19 protein-coding genes are annotated in these 19,396 nt (G+C 73.4%); 14 read left to right on the forward strand and 5 right to left on the reverse strand.

Annotated elements, in window-relative coordinates; translation table 11 throughout:
* Positions 1-6: 6 nt before the first annotated feature.
* From ABD106_RS12805 to ABD106_RS12820, 4 genes are read left to right on the forward strand one after another with little or no spacing between them, the layout of a single operon-like run.
* Positions 7-1,017, forward strand: coding sequence for a 3-oxoacyl-ACP synthase III family protein (locus ABD106_RS12805; RefSeq protein ID WP_343920945.1), 1,011 nt, complete (start codon positions 7-9; stop codon positions 1,015-1,017).
* The gene (locus ABD106_RS12810) at positions 1,014-1,817 is read left to right on the forward strand and encodes a glycosyltransferase family A protein (RefSeq protein ID WP_343920947.1); all 804 of its coding nucleotides are present in this window, start codon (positions 1,014-1,016) and stop codon (positions 1,815-1,817) included. The genes ABD106_RS12805 and ABD106_RS12810 overlap by 4 nt, the downstream gene beginning before the upstream one ends.
* Entirely contained in the window at positions 1,814-3,004 is a 1,191-nt protein-coding gene (locus ABD106_RS12815; RefSeq protein WP_343920949.1) for a cytochrome P450, read from the forward strand. The genes ABD106_RS12810 and ABD106_RS12815 overlap by 4 nt, the downstream gene beginning before the upstream one ends.
* A 2-nt stretch (positions 3,005-3,006) precedes the next feature.
* Positions 3,007-4,566, forward strand: a complete 1,560-nt coding sequence (locus tag ABD106_RS12820) for a class I adenylate-forming enzyme family protein (protein WP_343921087.1) — start codon at positions 3,007-3,009, stop codon at positions 4,564-4,566.
* Between the two features lie 17 nt (positions 4,567-4,583).
* Here ABD106_RS12820 and ABD106_RS12825 read toward each other — a convergent pair whose 3' ends face one another.
* Positions 4,584-5,600, reverse strand: a complete 1,017-nt coding sequence (locus ABD106_RS12825; protein ID WP_343920951.1) for a zinc-dependent alcohol dehydrogenase — start codon at positions 5,598-5,600, stop codon at positions 4,584-4,586.
* Positions 5,601-5,690: 90 nt separating this feature from the next.
* Between ABD106_RS12825 and ABD106_RS12830 the strand changes: the two genes are divergently transcribed.
* On the forward strand, positions 5,691-6,614 hold the full coding sequence (locus ABD106_RS12830) for a LacI family DNA-binding transcriptional regulator (RefSeq protein WP_343920953.1): 924 nt from the start codon (positions 5,691-5,693) through the stop codon (positions 6,612-6,614).
* A 12-nt stretch (positions 6,615-6,626) separates the two neighbouring features.
* On the opposite strand, the gene ABD106_RS12835 is transcribed toward ABD106_RS12830, so the two are convergent.
* Positions 6,627-7,451, reverse strand: a complete 825-nt coding sequence (locus ABD106_RS12835) for a sugar phosphate isomerase/epimerase family protein (protein WP_343920955.1) — start codon at positions 7,449-7,451, stop codon at positions 6,627-6,629.
* Positions 7,452-7,553: 102 nt separating this feature from the next.
* Between ABD106_RS12835 and ilvD the strand changes: the two genes are divergently transcribed.
* From ilvD to ABD106_RS12865, 6 genes are all read left to right on the forward strand, one after another.
* A complete protein-coding gene (ilvD, locus tag ABD106_RS12840) occupies positions 7,554-9,251 on the forward strand; it encodes a dihydroxy-acid dehydratase (RefSeq protein ID WP_343920957.1) in 1,698 nt (565 codons plus the stop codon).
* Between the two features lie 34 nt (positions 9,252-9,285).
* The gene (locus ABD106_RS12845; protein ID WP_343920959.1) at positions 9,286-11,073 is read left to right on the forward strand and encodes an acetolactate synthase large subunit; all 1,788 of its coding nucleotides are present in this window, start codon (positions 9,286-9,288) and stop codon (positions 11,071-11,073) included.
* Entirely contained in the window at positions 11,073-11,591 is a 519-nt protein-coding gene (gene ilvN / locus ABD106_RS12850; protein WP_343920961.1) for an acetolactate synthase small subunit, read from the forward strand. The genes ABD106_RS12845 and ilvN overlap by 1 nt, the downstream gene beginning before the upstream one ends.
* Positions 11,592-11,623: 32 nt before the next feature.
* Positions 11,624-12,649, forward strand: a complete 1,026-nt coding sequence (gene ilvC, locus ABD106_RS12855; RefSeq protein ID WP_343920963.1) for a ketol-acid reductoisomerase — start codon at positions 11,624-11,626, stop codon at positions 12,647-12,649.
* 83 nt (positions 12,650-12,732) lie between these two features.
* Entirely contained in the window at positions 12,733-14,223 is a 1,491-nt protein-coding gene (locus tag ABD106_RS12860) for an FAD-dependent oxidoreductase (RefSeq protein ID WP_343920965.1), read from the forward strand.
* Between the two features lie 64 nt (positions 14,224-14,287).
* A complete protein-coding gene (locus ABD106_RS12865; protein ID WP_343920967.1) occupies positions 14,288-15,277 on the forward strand; it encodes a DUF2332 domain-containing protein in 990 nt (329 codons plus the stop codon).
* A 7-nt stretch (positions 15,278-15,284) separates the two neighbouring features.
* Here the strand turns inward: ABD106_RS12865 and ABD106_RS12870 are convergent, their stop codons facing one another.
* Complete coding sequence (locus tag ABD106_RS12870) at positions 15,285-16,748, reverse strand: DHA2 family efflux MFS transporter permease subunit (RefSeq protein WP_343920969.1); 1,464 nt, start codon at positions 16,746-16,748, stop codon at positions 15,285-15,287.
* 122 nt (positions 16,749-16,870) lie between these two features.
* Here ABD106_RS12870 and ABD106_RS12875 point away from each other — a divergent pair, with 122 nt between their 5' ends.
* Genes ABD106_RS12875 through ABD106_RS12885 form a run of 3 tightly spaced genes read left to right on the forward strand, consistent with a single transcriptional unit; the run spans position 16,871 to position 18,297 of the window.
* Positions 16,871-17,476 (forward strand): TetR/AcrR family transcriptional regulator, encoded by a 606-nt coding sequence (locus ABD106_RS12875; protein ID WP_343920971.1) that lies wholly within the window; start codon positions 16,871-16,873, stop codon positions 17,474-17,476.
* A gap of 48 nt (positions 17,477-17,524) precedes the next feature.
* Positions 17,525-17,932, forward strand: coding sequence for a hypothetical protein (locus ABD106_RS12880; protein ID WP_343920973.1), 408 nt, complete (start codon positions 17,525-17,527; stop codon positions 17,930-17,932).
* A complete protein-coding gene (locus tag ABD106_RS12885) occupies positions 17,929-18,297 on the forward strand; it encodes a hypothetical protein (RefSeq protein ID WP_343920974.1) in 369 nt (122 codons plus the stop codon). Before ABD106_RS12880 ends, ABD106_RS12885 begins: the two co-directional genes overlap by 4 nt.
* A 112-nt stretch (positions 18,298-18,409) precedes the next feature.
* On the opposite strand, the gene ABD106_RS12890 is transcribed toward ABD106_RS12885, so the two are convergent.
* Positions 18,410-18,805 carry a DoxX family membrane protein gene (locus tag ABD106_RS12890; protein ID WP_343920975.1) on the reverse strand — a complete coding sequence of 132 codons (396 nt, stop codon included), beginning with the start codon at positions 18,803-18,805 and terminating at the stop codon, positions 18,410-18,412.
* A gap of 45 nt (positions 18,806-18,850) precedes the next feature.
* Positions 18,851-19,315, reverse strand: a complete 465-nt coding sequence (locus ABD106_RS12895; RefSeq protein ID WP_343920976.1) for a YbjQ family protein — start codon at positions 19,313-19,315, stop codon at positions 18,851-18,853.
* Positions 19,316-19,396: the final 81 nt, after the last annotated feature.

The raw sequence follows: 19,396 nt of genomic DNA on the forward strand, positions 1-19,396 counted from the left end.
CGCGACGTGCTCCTCACCTCTGCCATCGCCGCTGTCGGCGCGCACCTGCCGGCGAGGATCCGCACCACCGACGAGACCGAGGCGCGGCTGCGCGACGAGAACCCGGGCGTCGCGCTGCCGCTCGGGCTGATCCGGCGGATGACCGGGGTGCAGGGCGTGCACGAGCGCGAGCCGGGCGAGCAGGCATCCGACCTCGCCGCGCACGCGGCGCGGCAGGCGCTCGACGCCTCGCCCGAGCCGGTCGACCTGCTGCTGTTCGCGAGCGCGAGCCAGGATCTGCTCGAGCCCGCGACCTCGCACATCGTCGCGGATGCGCTCGGCCTCGACGTGCCCGTCTTCGACGTCAAGAACGCGTGCAACTCGGTGCTCAACGCCATGCAGGTCGCGCACGGCCTGATCGTGAGCGGGCAGGCGCGGCGCGTCCTCATCGCGAGCGGGGAGACGCCGACGAGCGCGGTGCGCTGGAAGGTCGCGGATCGGCACCAGTTCGTGCGCTCCTTCCCGGGCTACTCGATGAGCGACGCGGGGGCCGCGCTCGTGCTCGAGGCGGTGCCCGAGCGCGCGGGCTCGCGCGGCATCGTCGGGCTCGCGTTCTCGGCCGCCTCGCGGCACTGGCGCATCGGCACGCTGCCGATGGGCGGCTCGATGCGACCGCGCGACCTCGACGCCACCTACTTCGACATCGACGGCCGCGCGCTGCAGCGGGCGTTCCTCGCCCTCGGCCCGGAGCTCATCACCGACCTGCTCGCGCGCAGCGGCGTCGCGCTCGACGACCTCGACCTCGTGCTCATGCACCAGGTCGCCGAACCGCACCTCGCGCCCATCGCCGAGCGGCTCGGGCTCGCGGTCGACCGCATCCTGCCGACCGTCGCCCAGCACGGCAACCTCGCCTCCGCGACCCTCCCGGTGCAGCTGCGGCACGCGCTCGACGCCGGTCTCGTCGGGCCGGGGAGCCTCGTGCTGCTCGTCGGCCTCGCGGGCGGCATCAGCCTCGGCGCCGCGGTGGTCCGGCTGTGAGCGCGGAGCAGGCGCGCCGCCCGACGTCGCCGCAGCGACTCGCCGTCATCGTGCCCGTCTTCCAGGAGGCGACCGGCATCCGGCCCACGCTCGAGCACCTCGCCGCGCAGCGCGACGGCGACGTCGACGTCTGGTTCGTCGACAACGGCTCGACGGACGGCTCCCGCGCGGTGATCGAGCGGTTCGCGGCCGAGCGGGGGCTCTCGCGCTGGCGGGTCGTCGACGAGCCGCAGAAGGGCACGGGCGCAGCGGCCGACACGGGCATGCGCGCCGCAATCGCCGACGGCGCCACGATGCTCGCGCGCACCGACGCCGACTGCTTGCCGCGGCTCGACTGGACGGCGCGCATCCGCCACGCCCTCACGCCGCGCAGCGACGGCGGCCTCGGTCTCGAGCTCGTCGCGGGGCTGCTCGTGCCGCGGCATGACGAGGGGCTCGGGCTCGCGACGCGGGCCGCCCTGCGCGGCGCGGTGGCGCTCGCGACCGCGTTCGGCGTCGTGCGGCCGTCGAACAACGGCCCCGAGTTCCACGGGCCCTACGTCATGACGGCCGGCTGCAACGTCGCCATCACGGCCTCGATGTACGTCGCGAGCGGCGGCTTCCCGCGCACCGCGATCGAGGAGCTGCACGAGGATCGCGCGCTCGTCAACGCGGTGCGGCGCCTCACCGGCAGCTACGCGAGCCGCCGCGACGTCGTCGTGCGCGGCTCGTCGCGGCGGGTGCAGGCGTGGGGGCTGCGCAACACGCTGCTCTGGTACAAGGACCACGCCTACCGGCCCGAGCACGTGGACATCCGGTGACCGCGGTCGTCGAGCGGGATCGCGGGCGCCGCCTCGCGCTGGCCATGCGCGCCGACGAGCGGCTCATGCGCGCCGTGCACCCGATCGGCTACCCGCTGCTCGAAGCGGTGCCGGGACCGGTGCGGCGAGTGCCGGGCATCGGCGTCGTCGTGAAGGACGCGGGGCTCGCGCGGCAGGTGCTGCTCGACGGCGAGGCGTTCTCGAAGCGAGGGCGCGGCGCGTCGAGCGACCTCTGGACGCCCGTGCTGGGCGAGAGCGTGCTCGTGAACATGCACGGCGACGACCACCGCGCGCTGCGGCGGCGGCTCGCGCCCATCTTCGCGCCGGCCTTCGTCGACCCGCTCGTGCAGGCCGCGCTCGGGGATGGCGCCGCCGAGCTCGAGCGCCGGCTGCTCGCAGGGGAGCGGGTCGACCTGGCGGCGCACGTCCGGCAGGCGGCGGGTGCGGCGATCGCGCTGCTCGTCGGCCTCGACCGCGGCGCGATCGACGACCGGCTCTTCCGCGAGGTGACGGCGATCACGGGCATGGTGCGGCTCTCCCGGCCCCGCTTCACGCCCCCGCAGGTGCGGCGCGCGAGGGCCGCGCTCGACGAGCTCGCCGAGCACTCCGCCGCCGCCTACCGCGGCGACGAGTCGACCGTGCCCGGCAGGCTGCGCGGGCTCGGCCTCGACGAGCGCGAGGCGCTCGGCGCGGTCGGGGCCTTCGTGCTCACCGGCACCGAGACGATCGTGTCGGCGCTGCCGCGGCTCGTGGCGCTGCTCGTCGACAGCGGCACGCTCGGCGAGCTCGTCGACGACGAGCGGTGCGAGCGCGCGATCGCCGAGGGCCTCCGGTGGACGACGCCGACGCCGGTGATGCTGCGTGCGACCCTCGCGCCCCGCGAGCTCGGCCCGCTGCGGGTGCGCGCGGGCGACCGGATCGTCATCGCGACCTATGCCGCGAATCGCGCGGCCGGCGGCTTCGACCCCGCGGGCTCGGCCGCGACGGGCCTCAAGCAGCTCTGGTTCGGCGCGGGGGAGCACTTTTGCATCGGCGCGCCGCTCGCGATGGCGCAGCTGCGACTCGCGCTCGGGGCGCTCCGCCGCGTCGAGGCCGACGGGCGCCGCATCCGCATCGTCGAGCGGCGCGACGCCCGCGGGCAGCTGCTGCCGGCGCTCGCCGAGTGCGTGCTCGAGGCCCGCGCGTGAGCATGCTCGCGGCGGTGCTCGAGGCGACCCGCGACCACGCCGATCGCCCGGCCATCACCGCCGGCACCCGCACGCTCACCTTCGGGCAGCTCGGCGAGCGCATCGCGCGCGTGGCGACCGGGCTCGCGGATGCCGGCATGCAGCCGGGCGACCGCGTCGCGTTCTCGGTGCGACCGAGCCTCGACGCCGTGCTGCTCGCGCTCGCCGTCTGCCGGGCCGGCGGATCGATCGCGTTCGTCGACCTCGGCGCCGGTCCCGAGCTGCTCGCGGCGCGGCTCGCGCTCGCGGCGCCGCAGTGGACGGCGGCCGAGTCGGTGCTGCACCTCGTCTCGGCGCCGGGGCTGCGCCGCATCGCGCGCTCGCGCGGCATCGACCTGCCCGCCTACGCGACGCTGCTGCCGGATGCGCGGCACATCGTCGCCGGACGCCGACTGCCCGGCGCGCCCCGCGGCGCGCTGCGCCTCGACCGGCTCGCGCGCACGCCGGCGCGCCCGCTGCCGATGCCCGATCCGTCCGCCGACGCGCTGCTCATCTTCACCTCGGGCACGACGGGCACGCCGAAGGCGGTCGTCCACTCGCTCGCGTCGCTCGGGGCAGGGCTCACCGACGTGCGCGACGGTCTCGGGCTCGAGCCGGGCCTCGCCGTGCTCACCGACCAGCTCATGATCGGCATCCCCGCGCTCATCGCCGGCGCGCACTGGACGCTCCCGCCCGCGGGCCTCGACCCGGGCGCGGCGCCGGAGCGGTACCTCCCGCTGCTCGACCGCGCCGAGGCGGTCTTCTGCTCGCCGGCGGGGCTCGACGCGATGCTGCGGCTGCTCGACGAGCGGGGTGCACCGGCGGGCGGCCTGTCGCTCATCGCGCTCGGGGGAGCGCCGGTGCTGCCGCCGCTCATCGAGCGCGCGCTGCGGCGCTTCCCCGACGCGCGCATCCGCTGCGTCTACGGCATGAGCGAGATCCTGCCGGTCGCGATCGCCGACGGCGCGGAGAAGCTCGGGCGCCGGTCGGAGGGCGACGTCGTCGGCCGCATCGTGCCGAGCGTGCGCGCGCGCATCGACGACGGCGAGCTCGTGCTCGCGGGCCACGGCCTCGCGCGCGCCTACCTGCACGAGCTGCCGGCCGAGCTCGCCGAGGTGCGCACGGGCGATCTCGCGCGCATCGACCCCGCGCCGCCGGGCGACCACGGCGGCGACCGGCTCACGCTGCTGGGGCGGAAGAAGGACATGCTGCTGCGCGGCACGCAGAACGTCTACGTCGGCCTGTACGAGCCGATCATCGCCTCGCTGCCCGGCGTGGCCGACGCCGCGATGGTCGGCGTGCCGGATGCCATCGGCGACGACCGGCTCGTGGTCGCCGTCGTGCCCGACGGGGCGCCGGAGGGCCTCGCGCCCGACGCCGCGCATCCGCTCGCCCGCCGCGTCGCGGCGGCACTGCCAGGCCTCATCGACCACGGCGCGCTGCCCGACCTCGTGGTCGCGATCGGCGCCCTGCCCCGCCGCGGCCGGATGCGCAAGCCCGACCGGCCGGCGCTCGTCGCGCTCGTCGCGCCGCTCATCGACTGAGCGACGCGACGAGCGGCTCACTCGAAGACGACGACCACCTTGTTCGCCGCGCCGGGCGTCGAGGCGAGCTCGAGCGCCTCGAGCGCCTGATCGAACGGGAGCGTGTGGCTGACGATCTTGGCGTACTTGTCGGCGTTCGCGATGATCGCGTCGGTGACCTCGAAGATCTCGGTCGGATAGCCCATCGACATCCGGATGTCGAGCTCCTGCATGAGGATCGCGCCGAAGTCGACCTCGACGGGCCGCTTGTGCACGGCCGGGATCGTCAGGACGGCGCCATGCTTCGCGGTCGCGAGCACGGTCTCGATCACCGATGCGACGCCCGCCGCGTCGATGAAGACGTCGGTGGCGGGCCTGCCCTCGTTGCCGAACGCCTCGGGAGCGTTGCCGTGCAGCTCGATGAGGCGTGCGGAGACGTCCTCGCTCGAGGAGTCGATGACGGCGTCGGCTCCCACCTCGAGCGCGATCTCGAGCCGCGACGGCTGCACGTCGACGACGACGACGTGCGCGACGCCGGCCGCCTTCAGGCTGATGGTGGCGCCGAGGCCGATGGGGCCGGCGCCGAAGACGACGGCACGGTCGCCGGCCTTCGCGTCGGAGCGGTTGACGGCGTGGTGCGCGACGGCCATCGGTTCGTTGAGCGCGGCGACGTGCCACGGCAGCTCCTTGGGGATCACCCGCAGCTGCACGCCGGGCTCGTTGTCCTTGACGACGACGAACGGCGTGAGCGCGCCCTGCGCACCGCCCGATCCCAGCAGGCCGTCCGTGAAGCGCATCGTGTCGATCACGACGTGGTCGCCGATGGCCACGCCCACCGCATCCTCACCCATCGCCACGACCTCGGCGGCGGGCTCATGCCCGAGCGGCGTCGCTCCCTGCCGCGGCGGGATGCCGCCCATGTGCGCGTACATCGCGTCGGAGCCGCAGATGCCGCAGGCCTTGATCTGCAGCAGCACGTCGCGGGGGCCCACCTCGGGCTCGTCGACCTCGACCCACTCGATGCGGTCGGGACCGGTGACGGTGACGGACTTCATGGAGGGTTCCCTTCGTCAGTTGCGCATCGACGTCGACGCGTACCGCTCACGCTAGTCACTGAATCCGTTTAGTGCGTCTACGCTCGAGGCGTGACCTCCTCCCGCGCGACCATCCGCGATGTCGCCGCTGCGGCCGGGGTGTCGCCGACCACGGTGAGCTTCGTGCTGAACGACACACCCGGTCAGGCCATCCCCGAGGCGACGCGGCATCGCGTCCGGTCAGCGGTCGCGCAGCTGGGCTACACGCCGCACCGGATCGCGCGGGCGCTGCGTGAGGGCTCGAGCAGGCTCGTGCTGCTGCGCGCCGGCCCGCTCCGAGGCTCCGCGAGCATGGCGAGCCTCATCGCAGGGATGGACGAGGAGCTGCGCCGCCACGGGCACGCGCTCATCGTCACCTACGGGACGGTCGAGGCGGAGCGAGAGCTCCTCGAGGCGGTCGCGCCTCGGACCGTGCTCGACCTCGTGCGCATCTACGGCTCGGGCGACTCGCCGCAGGGCGACGGCGGCGATGTCGACGGGCTCGAAGCGCACGCCGCCGTGCAACTGGGCCACCTCCTCGAGCTCGGGCACCGTTCGATCGCCGTCGCGCTGCCCGCCGATCCCAGCTTCGAGCCGCTCTCGTCGCTGCGCCGCCGCCAGCTCGAGGCCGCGGCGGCTCGGGCAGGCGCGACCGCGATCCCGATCATCATCCCGCGCGAGCCGAGCGGAGCCGCGCTCGCGCTCGCTCGGCTGCGCGCCGAGCATCCCCGCGCGACCGCGATCGCCGCGTTCAACGACGACGTGGCGTTCGTCGTCCTGGCGGCGATGCACGCTGCAGGCCTGAGCGCACCCGACGATCTCGCCGTCGTCGGGTTCGACGAGGGTGAGCACGCCGCGCTCTGGAACCCGCCGCTGTCGAGCCTGCGGATCGATGCGGCCGAGTTCGGCCGTCGGGCCGCTCGCCGCGCGCTCGGGCTCGACACCGGCGCGTGGCAGCGGCCGCCGAGCCAGGTCGTGCGTCGCGCGACGACGTGAGTCTGCCGCGCTTCAGCGGGGCTGCTCGGGCGCGGACTCGACCTGCGCCGTCTGGCCCAGGTGCTCGCGCGCGAACTCGAGCGTCTCGACGAGCAGCCGCAGGCGGTCGCGCTCGGAGCGCGCCTGCCGCGTCTTGATCTCGGCGACCACCTGGCCGGTCCACTGCTGCGCGGCGAGCATCTGCAGCACCTCGGCGACCGGCTCGTTGCCGTGGCCGGGCACGAGGTGCTCGTCGAACACCTTGTCCTCGTCGCCCGCGACGCCGTCGGTGAGGTGGAGGTGCCGCAGGCGCGGCCCCAGGTCGAGCGCGAGCTCCATCGAGTCGCGCTTCGCGAGCGCGCAGTGCGAGAAGTCGAGCGTCGCGTGATCGACGTCCATCTCGCTCGGGTCGATGCCGGGCAGGTACGCCTGCCGGTCGGTACCTCCCATCGACCACGGGAACATGTTCTCGACCGCGACCTCGACGCCGTGCTTCTGCTCGGTCTCGCGCACGGCGTCGACGAAGGCGAGCGCATACTTGCCCTGCCAGCGGAAGGGCGGATGCACGACGACGGCGGGCGCGCCGACCGCGACCGCGAGGGCGGCCGAGCGGTCGAGCTTCACGAACGGGTCCCTGCCCCAGACGAAGGTGGTCAGCAGCACGACGGGCGCGTGGATCGCCATGATCGGCTGCTGGTACCGCTCAGAGAGCTCGAGCAGCCGCTCCGGGCTGCGCGTCTTCGAGTCGGTGGTGACCATCACCTCCACGCCGTCGTAGCCCGCCTCGTGGGCGAGCCGGAAGCCGTCCTCGACCCCCTTGGGGAAGACGGAGATCGTGCTCAGGCCGACCTTGATCATGCGAACGACGGTAGACCCTCGGGGCTGGACGGCGCGCATCCGCGAGCACCGCTCCGGCACCGCGAGCCGATCTGACATGTCCCGGCGGCGTAGGATCGCAGCATGCCTGAGATCGACATCAAGCCGCGCTCGCGCGCCGTCACCGACGGCGTCGAGGCCACCACGAGCCGGGGCATGCTCCGCGCCGTCGGCATGGGCGACGGCGACTGGGAGAAGCCGCAGATCGGCATCGCGAGCTCGTGGAACGAGATCACCCCGTGCAACCTCTCGCTCGACCGCCTCGCGCGCTCGTCGAAGGAGGGTGTGCACGCCGGCGGCGGCTACCCGCTGCAGTTCGGCACCATCTCGGTCTCCGACGGCATCTCGATGGGTCACGAGGGCATGCACTTCTCGCTCGTGAGCCGCGAGGTCATCGCCGACAGCGTCGAGACCGTCGTCATGGCCGAGCGCCTCGACGGCACGGTGCTGCTCGCGGGCTGCGACAAGTCGCTGCCCGGCATGCTCATGGCAGCCGCGCGGCTCGACCTCGCGAGCGTGTTCGTCTACGCCGGCTCGATCGCCCCCGGCTTCGCCAAGCTCGAGGACGGCACGATCCCGCAGTCGATGACGATCATCGACTCCTTCGAGGCCGTCGGCGCCTTCAAGGCGGGCAAGATCTCGGCCGAGGACCTGCACCGCATCGAGTGCGGCTTCGCGCCCGGCGAGGGCGCGTGCGGCGGCATGTACACCGCCAACACCATGGCGTGCGTCGCGGAGGCGCTCGGGATGAGCCTGCCCGGCTCGTCGACGCCGCTGTCGGCCGACCGTCGCCGCGACTTCTACGCCCGCCGCTCGGGCGAGGCCGTCGTCGAGCTGCTGCGGAAGGGCATCACCGCCCGCGACATCCTCACCAAGGAGGCGTTCGAGAACGCCATCACCGTCGCGATGGTGCTCGGCGGCTCGACGAACGCCGTGCTCCACCTGCTCGCGATCGCGCACGAGGCCGAGGTCGAGCTCACGCTCGAGGACTTCCGCCGCATCGGGCAGCGCTCGCCGCACCTCGCCGACGTCAAGCCCTTCGGCGCCTACGTCGCGCAGGACTTCGACCGCGTCGGCGGCATGCCCGTGGTCATGAAGGCGCTGCTCGACGCGGGCCTGCTGCACGGCGACGTGCTCACCGTGACCGGTCGCACCCTCGCCGAGAACCTCGCCGAGCTCGACCCGGCCCCGATCGACGGCACCGTGGTGCGCTCGCTCGACGACCCCATCCACGCCACCGGCGGGCTGACGATCCTCGAGGGCTCGCTCGCGCCCGAGGGTGCGGTCGTGAAGACCGCGGGCTTCGACGCCGAGGTCTTCGAGGGCCCCGCCCGCGTGTTCGACCGCGAGCGCGCCGCGATGGACGCGCTCACGAACGGCGAGGTGCGGGCCGGCGACGTCGTCGTCATCCGCTACGAGGGCCCCAAGGGCGGCCCCGGGATGCGCGAGATGCTCGCCATCACCGCCGCCATCAAGGGAGCGGGCCTCGGCAAGGATGTACTCTTGCTGACAGACGGCAGATTCTCAGGCGGCACAACCGGCCTGTGCATCGGCCACATCGCTCCTGAAGCGGTCGACTCCGGTCCGATCGCCTTCGTGCGCGACGGAGACCGCATCAGGGTCGACATCGCCGCTCGCTCGCTCGACCTGATCGTCGACGAGGCAGAGCTCGCCTCCCGGCGTGAGGGCTGGGAGCCGCTGCCCCCGCGCTACACGCGCGGAGTCCTCGCCAAGTACGCACGCCTCGTGCGATCCGCCGCCACCGGCGCGGTCACGGGCTGACGCACGCCCGATCGAGAGACCAGCCAGGAGACCCATGTCCATCGCCGCCAGGCCTGCCGCTCCGCGCAGCGCCGAACCGCTGACCCTGACGGGTTCCGGTGCCGTTCTGAAGTCGCTCGAGATGCTCGGCGTCGAGGACGTCTTCGGCATCCCGGGCGGCGCGATCATCCCGTTCTACGACGAGCTCATGCAGCAGTCGGCCATCCGCCACATCCTCGTGCGCCACGAGCAGGGCGGCGGCCACGCCGCCGAGGGATACGCGGCCGCGACCGATCGCGTCGGCGTCTGCATCGCCACGAGCGGCCCGGGCGCGACGAACCTCGTCACGGCGATCGCCGACGCCTACATGGACTCCGTGCCGATGGTCGCGATCACCGGCCAGGTCTTCAGCCACCTGATCGGCACGGATGCGTTCCAGGAGGCCGACATCACCGGCATCGTGATGCCGATCACGAAGCACTCGTTCCAGGTCTCCCGCGCCGCGGACGTGCCCGGCGTGCTGCGCGCGGCCTTCCACATCGCCTCCACCGGACGTCCCGGCCCCGTGCTCGTCGACATCACGAAGGACGCGCAGCAGGAGTCTGCGCCGTTCATCTGGCCCGAGTCGCTCGACCTGCCCGGCTACCGGCCGGTCACGAAGGCGCACGGCAAGCAGGTCGCCGCCGCGGCCGCGATGCTCGCCGAGGCGAAGCGCCCGCTGCTCTACGTCGGCGGCGGCGTGATCCGCGCGCACGCGTCTGCCGAGCTGCTCGAGTTCGCCGAGGCGACCGGCGCGCCGATCGTCACGACGCTCATGGCTCGCGGCGCCTTCCCCGACTCCCACCCGCAGCACCTCGGCATGCCGGGCATGCACGGCGCGGTGCCCGCGGTGCTCGCGTTCCAGGAGTGCGACCTGATCCTCGCGCTCGGCGCGCGCTTCGACGACCGCGTGACCGGCAAGGTCAACGAGTTCGCCCCGGGCGCGAAGGTCATCCACGTCGACGTCGACCCCGCCGAGATCTCGAAGATCCGCACGGCCGACGTGCCGATCGTCGGCGACGTGCGCGACGTGCTCGCCGACCTCTCGATCGCCTTCCAGGAGCTCGCGGCCTCCGAGCGCACCGACCTCACCGACTGGTGGGAGCGGCTGCACGGCCTGCAGGAGCGCTTCCCGCTCGGCTTCTCGGAGCCCACCGACGGCAAGCTCGCGCCCCAGCACGTCATCCAGCGCATCGGCGAGCTCACCGGGCCGGAGGGCGTCTACGCCTCCGGCGTCGGCCAGCACCAGATGTGGGCGGCGCAGTTCATCAAGTACGAGCGCCCCAACTCGTGGCTCAACTCCGGCGGCGCCGGCACGATGGGCTACGCCGTGCCCGCGGCGATGGGCGCGAAGGTCGCGGAGCCCGATCGCGTCGTGTGGGCGATCGACGGCGACGGCTGCTTCCAGATGACCAATCAGGAGCTCGCCACCTGCACGCTCAACGACATCCCGATCAAGGTCGCGATCATCAACAACTCGTCGCTCGGCATGGTGCGGCAGTGGCAGAGCCTGTTCTACGAGGGCCGGCACTCGTTCACCGACCTCGAGACCGGCAACGACGCGAAGATGATCCCCGACTTCGTGAAGCTCGGCGAGGCGTACGGCTGCCTCGCGATCCGCGTCACGAAGCCCGAGGAGATCGACCCGGCGATCAAGCTCGCGCTCGAGACCAACGACCGCCCGGTCGTCATCGACTTCATCGTGTCGAAGGACGCCATGGTGTGGCCGATGGTGCCGCAGGGCGTCTCGAACTCCTTCGTGCAGTACGCCAAGGAGCACAGCCCGGTGTGGGAGGAGGAGTGATGAGCACGCACGTCCTGTCGCTCCTGGTCGAGGACAAGCCCGGCCTGCTGACCCGCGTCGCCGCGCTCTTCGCGCGCCGAGGCTTCAACATCGACTCGCTCGCGGTCGGCAAGACGGAGGTGCCCGGCCTCAGCCGCATCACCGTCGTCGTCGACGTCGAGGACCTGCCGCTCGAGCAGGTCACGAAGCAGCTCAACAAGCTCATCAACGTCGTGAAGATCGTCGAGCTCGAGCCGAGCCAGTCCGTGCAGCGCGAGCACCTGCTCGTGAAGGTGCGCGTCGACAACTCGACCCGCTCGCAGATCCTCGAGGCCGCGACCCTCTTCCGCGCCCGCGTCGTCGACGTCACGACCGACGCGCTCGTGATCGAGGTGACCGGCGACACCGCGAAGTGCCAGGCGTTCCTGCGGCTGCTGGAGCCCTACGGCATCAAGGAGATCGCGCAGTCCGGCCTGCTGGCCATCGGGCGCGGCGGCAAGTCCATCAGCGAGCGCGTCCTCAAGTCCGACGCCCGCTGACCCACACATCGATCCACGAGCAAGGAGACTCCATGACTGACGTCATCTACGACGACGGTGCCGACCTGGGCATCATCCAGGGCAAGAAGGTCGCCGTCATCGGCTACGGCTCGCAGGGCCACGCGCACGCGCAGAACCTGCGCGACTCGGGCGTCGAGGTCCGCGTCGGCCTGCAGCCGGAGTCGAAGAGCCGCGCGAAGGCGACCGAGGCCGGCTTCGAGGTGGGCACGCCCGCCGAGGTCGCCGCGTGGGCGGACGTCGTCGTCCTGCTCGCGCCCGACCAGCACCAGCGCCACATCTACAACGACGAGATCGCGTCGTCGATGGGCGAGGGCAAGACGCTGCTGTTCAGCCACGGCTTCAACATCCGCTTCGGCTACATCGACGCCCCCGAGGGCGTCGACGTCGTGCTCGTCGCGCCGAAGGGCCCGGGCCACACCGTGCGCCGCGAGTTCCAGGCCGGCCGCGGCGTGCCCGTGATCGTCGCCGTCGAGAAGGATGCGTCGGGCTCGGCGTGGCAGACGGCGTGGTCGTACTCGAAGGCGATCGGCGGCCTCCGCGCCGGCGGCATCACCACGACCTTCACCGAGGAGACCGAGACCGACCTGTTCGGCGAGCAGGCGGTGCTGTGCGGCGGCGTCTCGCAGCTCGTGCAGTACGGCTTTGAGACCCTCACCGAGGCCGGCTACCAGCCCGAGATCGCCTACTTCGAGGTGCTCCACGAGCTCAAGCTCATCGTCGACCTCATGTGGGAGGGCGGCATCGCGAAGCAGCGCTGGTCGGTCTCCGACACGGCTGAGTACGGCGACTACGTCTCGGGCCCGCGCGTGATCGACCCGAGCGTCAAGGAGAACATGCAGGCGGTGCTGAAGGACATCCAGAACGGTGCCTTCGCCGAGCGCTTCATCGGCGACCAGGACGCCGGCGGCCCCGAGTTCAAGGAGCTGCGTGCGAAGGCCGAGGGCCACCCGATCGAGGCGACCGGCCAGAAGCTGCGCAGCCTCTTCGCGTGGGAGCAGCCCGACGCCGACTACGTCGACGGCAGCGCCCAGCGCTGACCGACGGCACGAACGCTGAGCAGGGGGTCCGAACGGGCCCCCTGCTCTTGTGTGCGAACCGCTCGACGGATTGAGTGGGGGACATGAGCTCTCTCTGGCATGCGGCCGGCCCATCCATCGCCCTCGACGCTCCCGGGGAGCGCGACGGCTTCGACGTCGCCGTCGTCGGCGCGGGCGTCACGGGCCTCACGACCGCTGCGATGCTCGCGAGCCGCGGCGCGCGCGTCGTCGTGCTCGAGGCGCGCGAGGTCGGCGCGGCAGCGACCGGCGGCTCGACTGCGAAGCTCAGCCTGCTGCAGGGCGATCGCCTGCACCGCATCCTCGGCCTCGCGCGCCGCGACGCGGCCCGCGCCTACGTCGAGGGCTCGCTCGAGGGCATGCGCCAGCTGCGCGCGATGCTCACCGGCACCGACGCCTTGCAGTCGCGCACCGCGGTCTCGTACGCGAACGGCCCGGAGGGCGCCGAGGCGCTCGAGCACGAGCTCGTCGCGGCGGCGCAGCTCGGCCTGCCGGTCGAGCGGGGCGGCGCCGAGTCGCTGCCGTTCGAGACGGCCGGGGCGCTCCAGCTCGCCGACCAGGCGCAGCTGCACCCGATGGCGATGCTCGCCGAGCTCGCCGCGCAGCTGCGCTCCCAGGGCGGCACCGTCGTGCGCGCGAGCGTCGAGCACGTGCGCGTACGCGGCCGCCGCGTCGAGGTCGAGACGGATGCGGGCTCGTGGTCGGCGGGCGTCGTCGTGCTCGCGACCGGCTCGCCCGTGCCCGCCCGCGGCACCTCCGCGCTGCTGTCGGCGCACCGCTCCTACGCCGCGGCGTATCGCACGGCGGGCCCGCTGCCCGAGGTGATGGCGCTCAGCGTCGATCCACCCAGCGTCGACGCGCCGAGCCGCTCGCTGCGCACCGCGAGCGTCGGCGGGGAGGAGCTGCTCATCGCCGGCGGCCCCGGCCACGCCGTCGGCCGGCACGACGACCCGCGCCGGCTCGTCGCCGAGCTCGACGAATGGGTGCGTGCGCTGTGGCCGGACGCGGAGCGCACGCACGTGTGGAGCGCGCAGGACTATCGCACGCCCGACCGGCTCCCGTGGATCGGAGCGCGGCCGGGCTCGCGCGGCCGCGTGCTGCTCGCGACCGGGTTCGACAAGTGGGGCATGTCGAGCGGCGCGATGAGCGCCGTCGCGATGGTCGGGCGCATCAGTGGCGACGAACCCGACTGGGCGCGCTCGCTCCGCCGCCGCGGGACCACGACCGTGGCCGTCGGCCGCCTCGGCGGGATGCTCGCGGCGACCTCGAAGGCCGATGCCGTCGCGCTGGCCCGCACGCTGCGCCCCGCGCCCGAGCCGGCCGAGGGCGAGGGGGCGCTCGGCCGCACGGGGCTCCGGGCGGTCGGGACCTCGACGGTCGACGGCACGACGCGGCGGGTCTCGGCGCGCTGCCCGCACGCGGGGTTCCTCGTGCAGTGGAACGCGCAGGAGCGCAGCTGGGACTGCACGGCGCACGGCTCGCGCTTCGCGCCCGACGGCACGCGGCTCGAGGGGCCGACCGCCTGCCCGCTCAAGCAGCTCGCCGCTCAGGGCTGATCGCGCCGCTCGCGCTCCCGACCGGGCGTGGCAGGCCGACCGACAGGCCTGGCAGGCTGGTGGCGTGCAGGACGTGACCGACGACCGATCCGTCGCCCGATCGTACGAGCGATGGGCCTCGGCGGAGGCTGACGACCGCTCGCCCCGATACGCGGAGTGGGCGCGCGGCGTCGCGAGCGATCCGGCGCTGTGCGCCGCGATCGCCGAGCTCGAGCCCGTCAAGCGCCAGCCCAACCTGCTGTTCGCGGCCGCCCGCTTCGAGGGCGTGCCCGTCGCGCCGTGGACCGAGGTGCGCGACATGATCGCGGGCGCGTGGGAGCGCATCCGCGCCACGATGCTCGCCCGCATGACGCAGACGAACGAGGCGCGGCGGATGGCCACGATGCTGCCCGCGATCGCGCACGTGCGCGGGCCGATCGCGCTCGTCGAGGTGGGGGCATCCGCAGGGCTGTGCCTCTCGCCGGACCGCTGGCGCTACCGCTTCGGGCCCGGCAAGTACGTCGGCGACGCAGCGCTGCCGCTGCTCGAGACGCAGGCGTCGCCCTCCACGCCGCTGCCCGAGCGGACGCCCACGATCGCGTGGCGAGCGGGCCTCGACCTGCAGCCGCTCGACCCCGGGGATCCCGACACGAGGGCGTGGCTCGAGGCGCTCGTGTGGCCGGATGCGACGGGTGGCGTCGACGGGGCGCGCGTCGACCGGCTGCGCACCGCGCTCGCGATCGCCCGCCGCGAGCCCGCGCGCGTGCGCCACGGCGACCTCACGACCGACACGCGCGCGCTCGTCGAGGAGGCCGCCGAGCACGCGCCGACCGTCGTCGTGTGGCACTCGGCGGTGCTGCCCTACGTGCCCGCGTTCGAGCGCGCGACGTTCGCCGACCTCATGGCCGAGCTGCCGGTGACGTGGATCGCGAACGAGGGCGCGACGCTCGAGATCGGACCGCCGGCGCCGTGGGCCGAGCCGGGCGACTTCGTGCTGCGCCGCGATGCCGAGCCGGTGGCGATCACCGACCCGCACGGCGCCTCGATCACCTGGCTCGACGACATCGCGAGGTAGCGTCGCGTCAACGCACGGCGGCCGCGCGCCGGACGCCCCGCACGAACGGCGCGGCGACGATCGCGACGACGCCGAGCGCGCCGCCGACGGTGAAGGCGAGCTGGGTGCCGCTCGACTGCGCGTCGGCGGCCGAGAGGCCGCTCGAGGCGGCCGCGGCGACGCCGATGCCCATCGCGGCGACGAGTACCGCAGTGCCCGCGGCGCCCGCGAGCTGCTGGAGCGTGTTCATGATCGCGCTGCCGTGGCCGTAGAAGCGAGGGTCGAGGCCGCCGAGCGCTGCCGACATGAGCGGCGTCATGAGCAGCGCGAGGCCGATGCAGAAGACCACGTTCATCGCGATGACGATGCCGATCTCGGTCGTCGCGGTGAGGGTGCTCGACCACCACTGGCCGCCCGCGAGCAGGACGGCGCCGGGCATGACGAGCGGCCGTGGCCCGACCGTGTCGCTGATGCGGCCGATGAAGGGCGCGAGCAGGCCCTGCGCGAGCCCGCCGGGCAGCATGACGAGGCCGGTCGCGAGCACGCTGAGGCCCATGGCGCCCTGCAGGTGGATGGGCAGCACGATCACGGTGCCGAGCATCGTGGCCATCGCGACCATCACGATGACGACCGACACCGAGAAGTCGCGCTTCCGGAACGGTCGCAGGTCGAGCAGCGCGCCGTCGCTGCGCCGCTGCAGCCGCACCTGGCGCGTCGCGAACACGACGAGCGCGAGGATGCCGACGCCGAGGGCGATCGGCCCGCTCCACTCGCCGCGCAGCGTCGCGCCCGCCGTCGCGAGCGCGAAGACGATGCCGCCGAAGGCGAGGAGCGAGAGCAGCACCGACCACACGTCGAGCGGCACGGCGCGCGTCTCGCCGCCGGTGCGGATTGCGGCGGCGCCGAGGATGAGCGCCAGGACGGCGATGACGGCCATCATCCAGAACAGGCTGTGCCAGCTCCAGGTCTGGACGACGATGCCCGAGACGGTCGGGCCGATCGCAGGCGCGACCGAGATGACGACCGAGGTGAGGCCGAGCATCGTCCCGCGGTGCCGCGCCGGCACGGTGGTGAGCGTCGTGGTCATGAGGAGCGGCAGGATGACGGCGGTGCCGCCCGCCTGCACGATGCGGCCGAGCAGCAGCGCCTCGAAGCCCGGTGCGAGCGCGGCGAGCAGCGAGCCCGCCGCGAAGAGGGCGAGCGCCCCGATGAACAGCGCGCGCGTCGTGCAGCGCTGGATGAGGAAGCCGGTCGTCGGGATGACGACCGCCATCGTGAGCAGGAAGCCGGTCGTCAGCCACTGGCCCTGCTCCGCGGCGATGCCGAAGTCGGCCATGATCGGCGGCAGCGCCACGCTGAGCACGGTCTCGTTGAGGATCATCACGAAGGCCGAGACGGCAAGGATGGCGATCGTGATGCCTGCACGTCGCGGTGTCGAGCGCTCGGGCTCGGTGGTCAGCGCGATCGGCTCGCGCTGCTGGGTGTTCGTCATCTGCATCTCTTCCGCGTTCGGGCAACGTCCTATCTTGGCACAGAGTGTCAGGTTGGCGTAAGATGACATCGAGGTGCGACTCGAGGCTGAGCGCCTCGAATCGACGCGCACGAGGGAGACGCATGGACGACGCGATGCCGGACGGCCTGCGCGAGCGGCGCCGACGCACGACGCAGCTCGAGATCCACGAGGCGGCGCTCGCGCTCTTCGAGGAGCAGGGGCTGCGCGCCACGACCGTGCAGCAGATCTCCAACCGCGCCGGCATCTCGCACCGCACCTTCTTCCGATACTTCGCGAGCAAGGAGCAGGCCGCCATCCCAGGCCAGCGACGGCTGCTGCACGCCTTCGAGTCGCTCGAGCTCGACGGCGACGAGCCGGGCGACGTGCTGCGGGCGATCGAGCGCGCCGCGATGGCGGCGATGGCCGAGGTGGGGGACGGGCAGCACGAGGGCCAGCTGCGCATCACGCGACTGCTCGCCGCCGAGCCCGACCTGCAGGCCTCGGCGTCCGGTCAGGACCTGCAGCTCGTCGCGGCGCTGCGCGACCGGCTGGGAGCGGGCCTGCCCGACTGGCCGGTGCGACGCATCCGCCTCGTGGCCGAGATCGTGGTCGCCACCTGGCGCGCGGCGTGGCAGCACTGGGGCGAGCGCGCGCTGCAGGGGGTCGTCGTCGAGCCGGCGGACGTGCTGCGCGAGTGCATGGCCGACCTGCGGCTGCTCGTGCGCTGAGACGCGCGGCAAGGGCGCCGCATCGCCGTCCCGGCTAGGCTCGATCGAGTGAGCCGAGACGAGGATGCCCTCCGCTGGGAGGGCGATGACGAGCTCGACGGGCTCGCCGTCGGGGACGCGCCCGACGACCGGCGCGTCGGGACGATGCCCGACGCATCCGACCAGGTCGCACCGCGAGCGGCAGGCCGACGCGGGCCGCTCGCCTGGATCGTGCTCGCGCTCGCCCTCGCGTCGACGGCCGGCTGGATCGTCGTGATCGTGGCCAACCCGGTGCAGCAGCCCAGCCTGCTCGGGCTCGCGATGTACCAGCTCGGCGAGCTGCTCGCCGTCATCGCGCCGCTGCTGTGGTGGCTGCTCGTCGACCGCCTCGCGCCCCGTGGTCGTCGTGCGCCCCTGTGGCTCGTCGGACTCGCCGTGACGGCGCCGTGGCCGCTCGTCGCCGGAGCCGTGGCATGACCGCCGACGCCGGCCTGAGCGCCGCGAAGCAGCCGCGCGAGGAGCGGCCAGGTGACGCGCTCATCGTCGCCGCGCTCTTCGCCCTCGCGTTCGGCTACGACACCGTCGAGGCCGTGACGAACCTGCAGCAGCTGCCGCTGCTCTTCATCGGTGCCGACATCGAGGCGTCGATCCCGTGGTGGCTCCTCATCGCGCAGGTCGCGCTGCCGGCCGCGCTCTTCGCCGCTGCCCTCTGGGTCGGGCGGCGGATGCGCCTGGTCGCGAGGGCGGGCGTGCTGCTCGCCGCGCTCGCCGTGAGCGCGCAGCTGAGCCTGCTCGCCGAGCAGATCGCGAGCCTGCTCTACTTCGGGGCGCCCGCCGGCTGATCCGCCCGCGGCAGGGGAGCTCCGTCGAAGCGGACCCAGCTTCGGCACGCGGACCCGAGATCGGGGGTCCGGCTGCCGAACCGGGGTCCGGTCGCGATGCGGGAGCAAGTCGCTAGATCACGCTCACGAGCAGCAGCGCGCCGAGCGCGACCTGCCCGATCGCGCGCGGCACGAGCGGCACCGCGACCGGACCGAACCGCTCCGGCTGGCGCGCGGCCTGCGCGTTCGCGGGGAAGACCGCGATGAGCAGCGCGATGAGCGCGAGCCCGGCGGCGAAGCGCACGCCCCACCAGGGGGCGAGCAGCCCGAGCCCGCCGAGGATCTCCGCGATCCCCGAGACGACCACGAGGTTCGGCGCCCAGCGGCGCTCCGGTCCGGCGAGCGGCGCCGGGATCATCGCGGCCATCGTCCGCTTGACGCGGGGCACGAAGTGGGCAGCGCCCATGCCGATGAAGACAGCGGCGAGGATGATGCGCAGCACGAGCTGCGCGATTGCGAAGGCGTCCATCGCCTCCATCCTCCCGCACCCGGCACCGCCCCGCGGACCGCGCGGTCAGCGCTCGGGCGGCATGCCGAACGGCATCGGCGCGTCGGGCCGCACGGGCGGCACGTCGGCGGGCGGCGCGAACCGCCCGTCGTGCTGCTGGGCCTGCCGCGCCAGATCGGCCGACTGCGGCGTCGCGCCCTCCTGCCCGGCCGGGATCGCCTCGACGACGACCGCCGTGCCGTAGGCGCAGATCTCCGTCCACTGGGTGGCGATCTCGCTCGCGTCGAAGCGCATCGCGATGATCGCGTTCGCGCCGCGGCGCTGCGCCTCGTCGACCATCCGCCCCATCACCTGCATGCGCGCCTCGTAGAGCATCTGCGTGAACTCAGGGATCTCGCCGCCGCCGATCGCGCGGAAGCCGGCCACCCAGCTCGAGGCGGCGTCGCGGCTGCGCACCGTGAGCCCCATCACCTCGCCCTGCACGGCGAGGATGCGGAAGCCGGGGATCTCGTTCGTCGTCACGATCAGCATGGCTGCATCCTGCCGTGCTGCCTCGCGTGACGGCTGGGGCATCGGCCGGCACGCGTCGCTCGGTACGCTGGGTCCAGCACG

Source organism: Agrococcus citreus (assembly GCF_039527715.1).
Classification (GTDB): Bacteria; Actinomycetota; Actinomycetes; order Actinomycetales; family Microbacteriaceae; genus Agrococcus; species Agrococcus citreus.

Coding starts and splice junctions, on each gene's coding strand:
- ilvN (WP_343920961.1), top strand. CDS start 11,073: ATGAGCACGCACGTCCTGTCGCTCCTGGTCGAGGACAAGCCCGGCCTG.
- ABD106_RS12845 (WP_343920959.1), top strand. CDS start 9,286: ATGTCCATCGCCGCCAGGCCTGCCGCTCCGCGCAGCGCCGAACCGCTG.
- ilvD (WP_343920957.1), top strand. CDS start 7,554: ATGCCTGAGATCGACATCAAGCCGCGCTCGCGCGCCGTCACCGACGGC.
- ABD106_RS12860 (WP_343920965.1), top strand. CDS start 12,733: ATGAGCTCTCTCTGGCATGCGGCCGGCCCATCCATCGCCCTCGACGCT.
- ABD106_RS12870 (WP_343920969.1), bottom strand. CDS start 16,748: ATGACGAACACCCAGCAGCGCGAGCCGATCGCGCTGACCACCGAGCCC.
- ABD106_RS12825 (WP_343920951.1), bottom strand. CDS start 5,600: ATGAAGTCCGTCACCGTCACCGGTCCCGACCGCATCGAGTGGGTCGAG.
- ABD106_RS12835 (WP_343920955.1), bottom strand. CDS start 7,451: ATGATCAAGGTCGGCCTGAGCACGATCTCCGTCTTCCCCAAGGGGGTC.
- ABD106_RS12885 (WP_343920974.1), top strand. CDS start 17,929: ATGACCGCCGACGCCGGCCTGAGCGCCGCGAAGCAGCCGCGCGAGGAG.
- ABD106_RS12820 (WP_343921087.1), top strand. CDS start 3,007: ATGCTCGCGGCGGTGCTCGAGGCGACCCGCGACCACGCCGATCGCCCG.
- ABD106_RS12875 (WP_343920971.1), top strand. CDS start 16,871: ATGGACGACGCGATGCCGGACGGCCTGCGCGAGCGGCGCCGACGCACG.
- ilvC (WP_343920963.1), top strand. CDS start 11,624: ATGACTGACGTCATCTACGACGACGGTGCCGACCTGGGCATCATCCAG.
- ABD106_RS12895 (WP_343920976.1), bottom strand. CDS start 19,315: ATGCTGATCGTGACGACGAACGAGATCCCCGGCTTCCGCATCCTCGCC.
- ABD106_RS12890 (WP_343920975.1), bottom strand. CDS start 18,805: ATGGACGCCTTCGCAATCGCGCAGCTCGTGCTGCGCATCATCCTCGCC.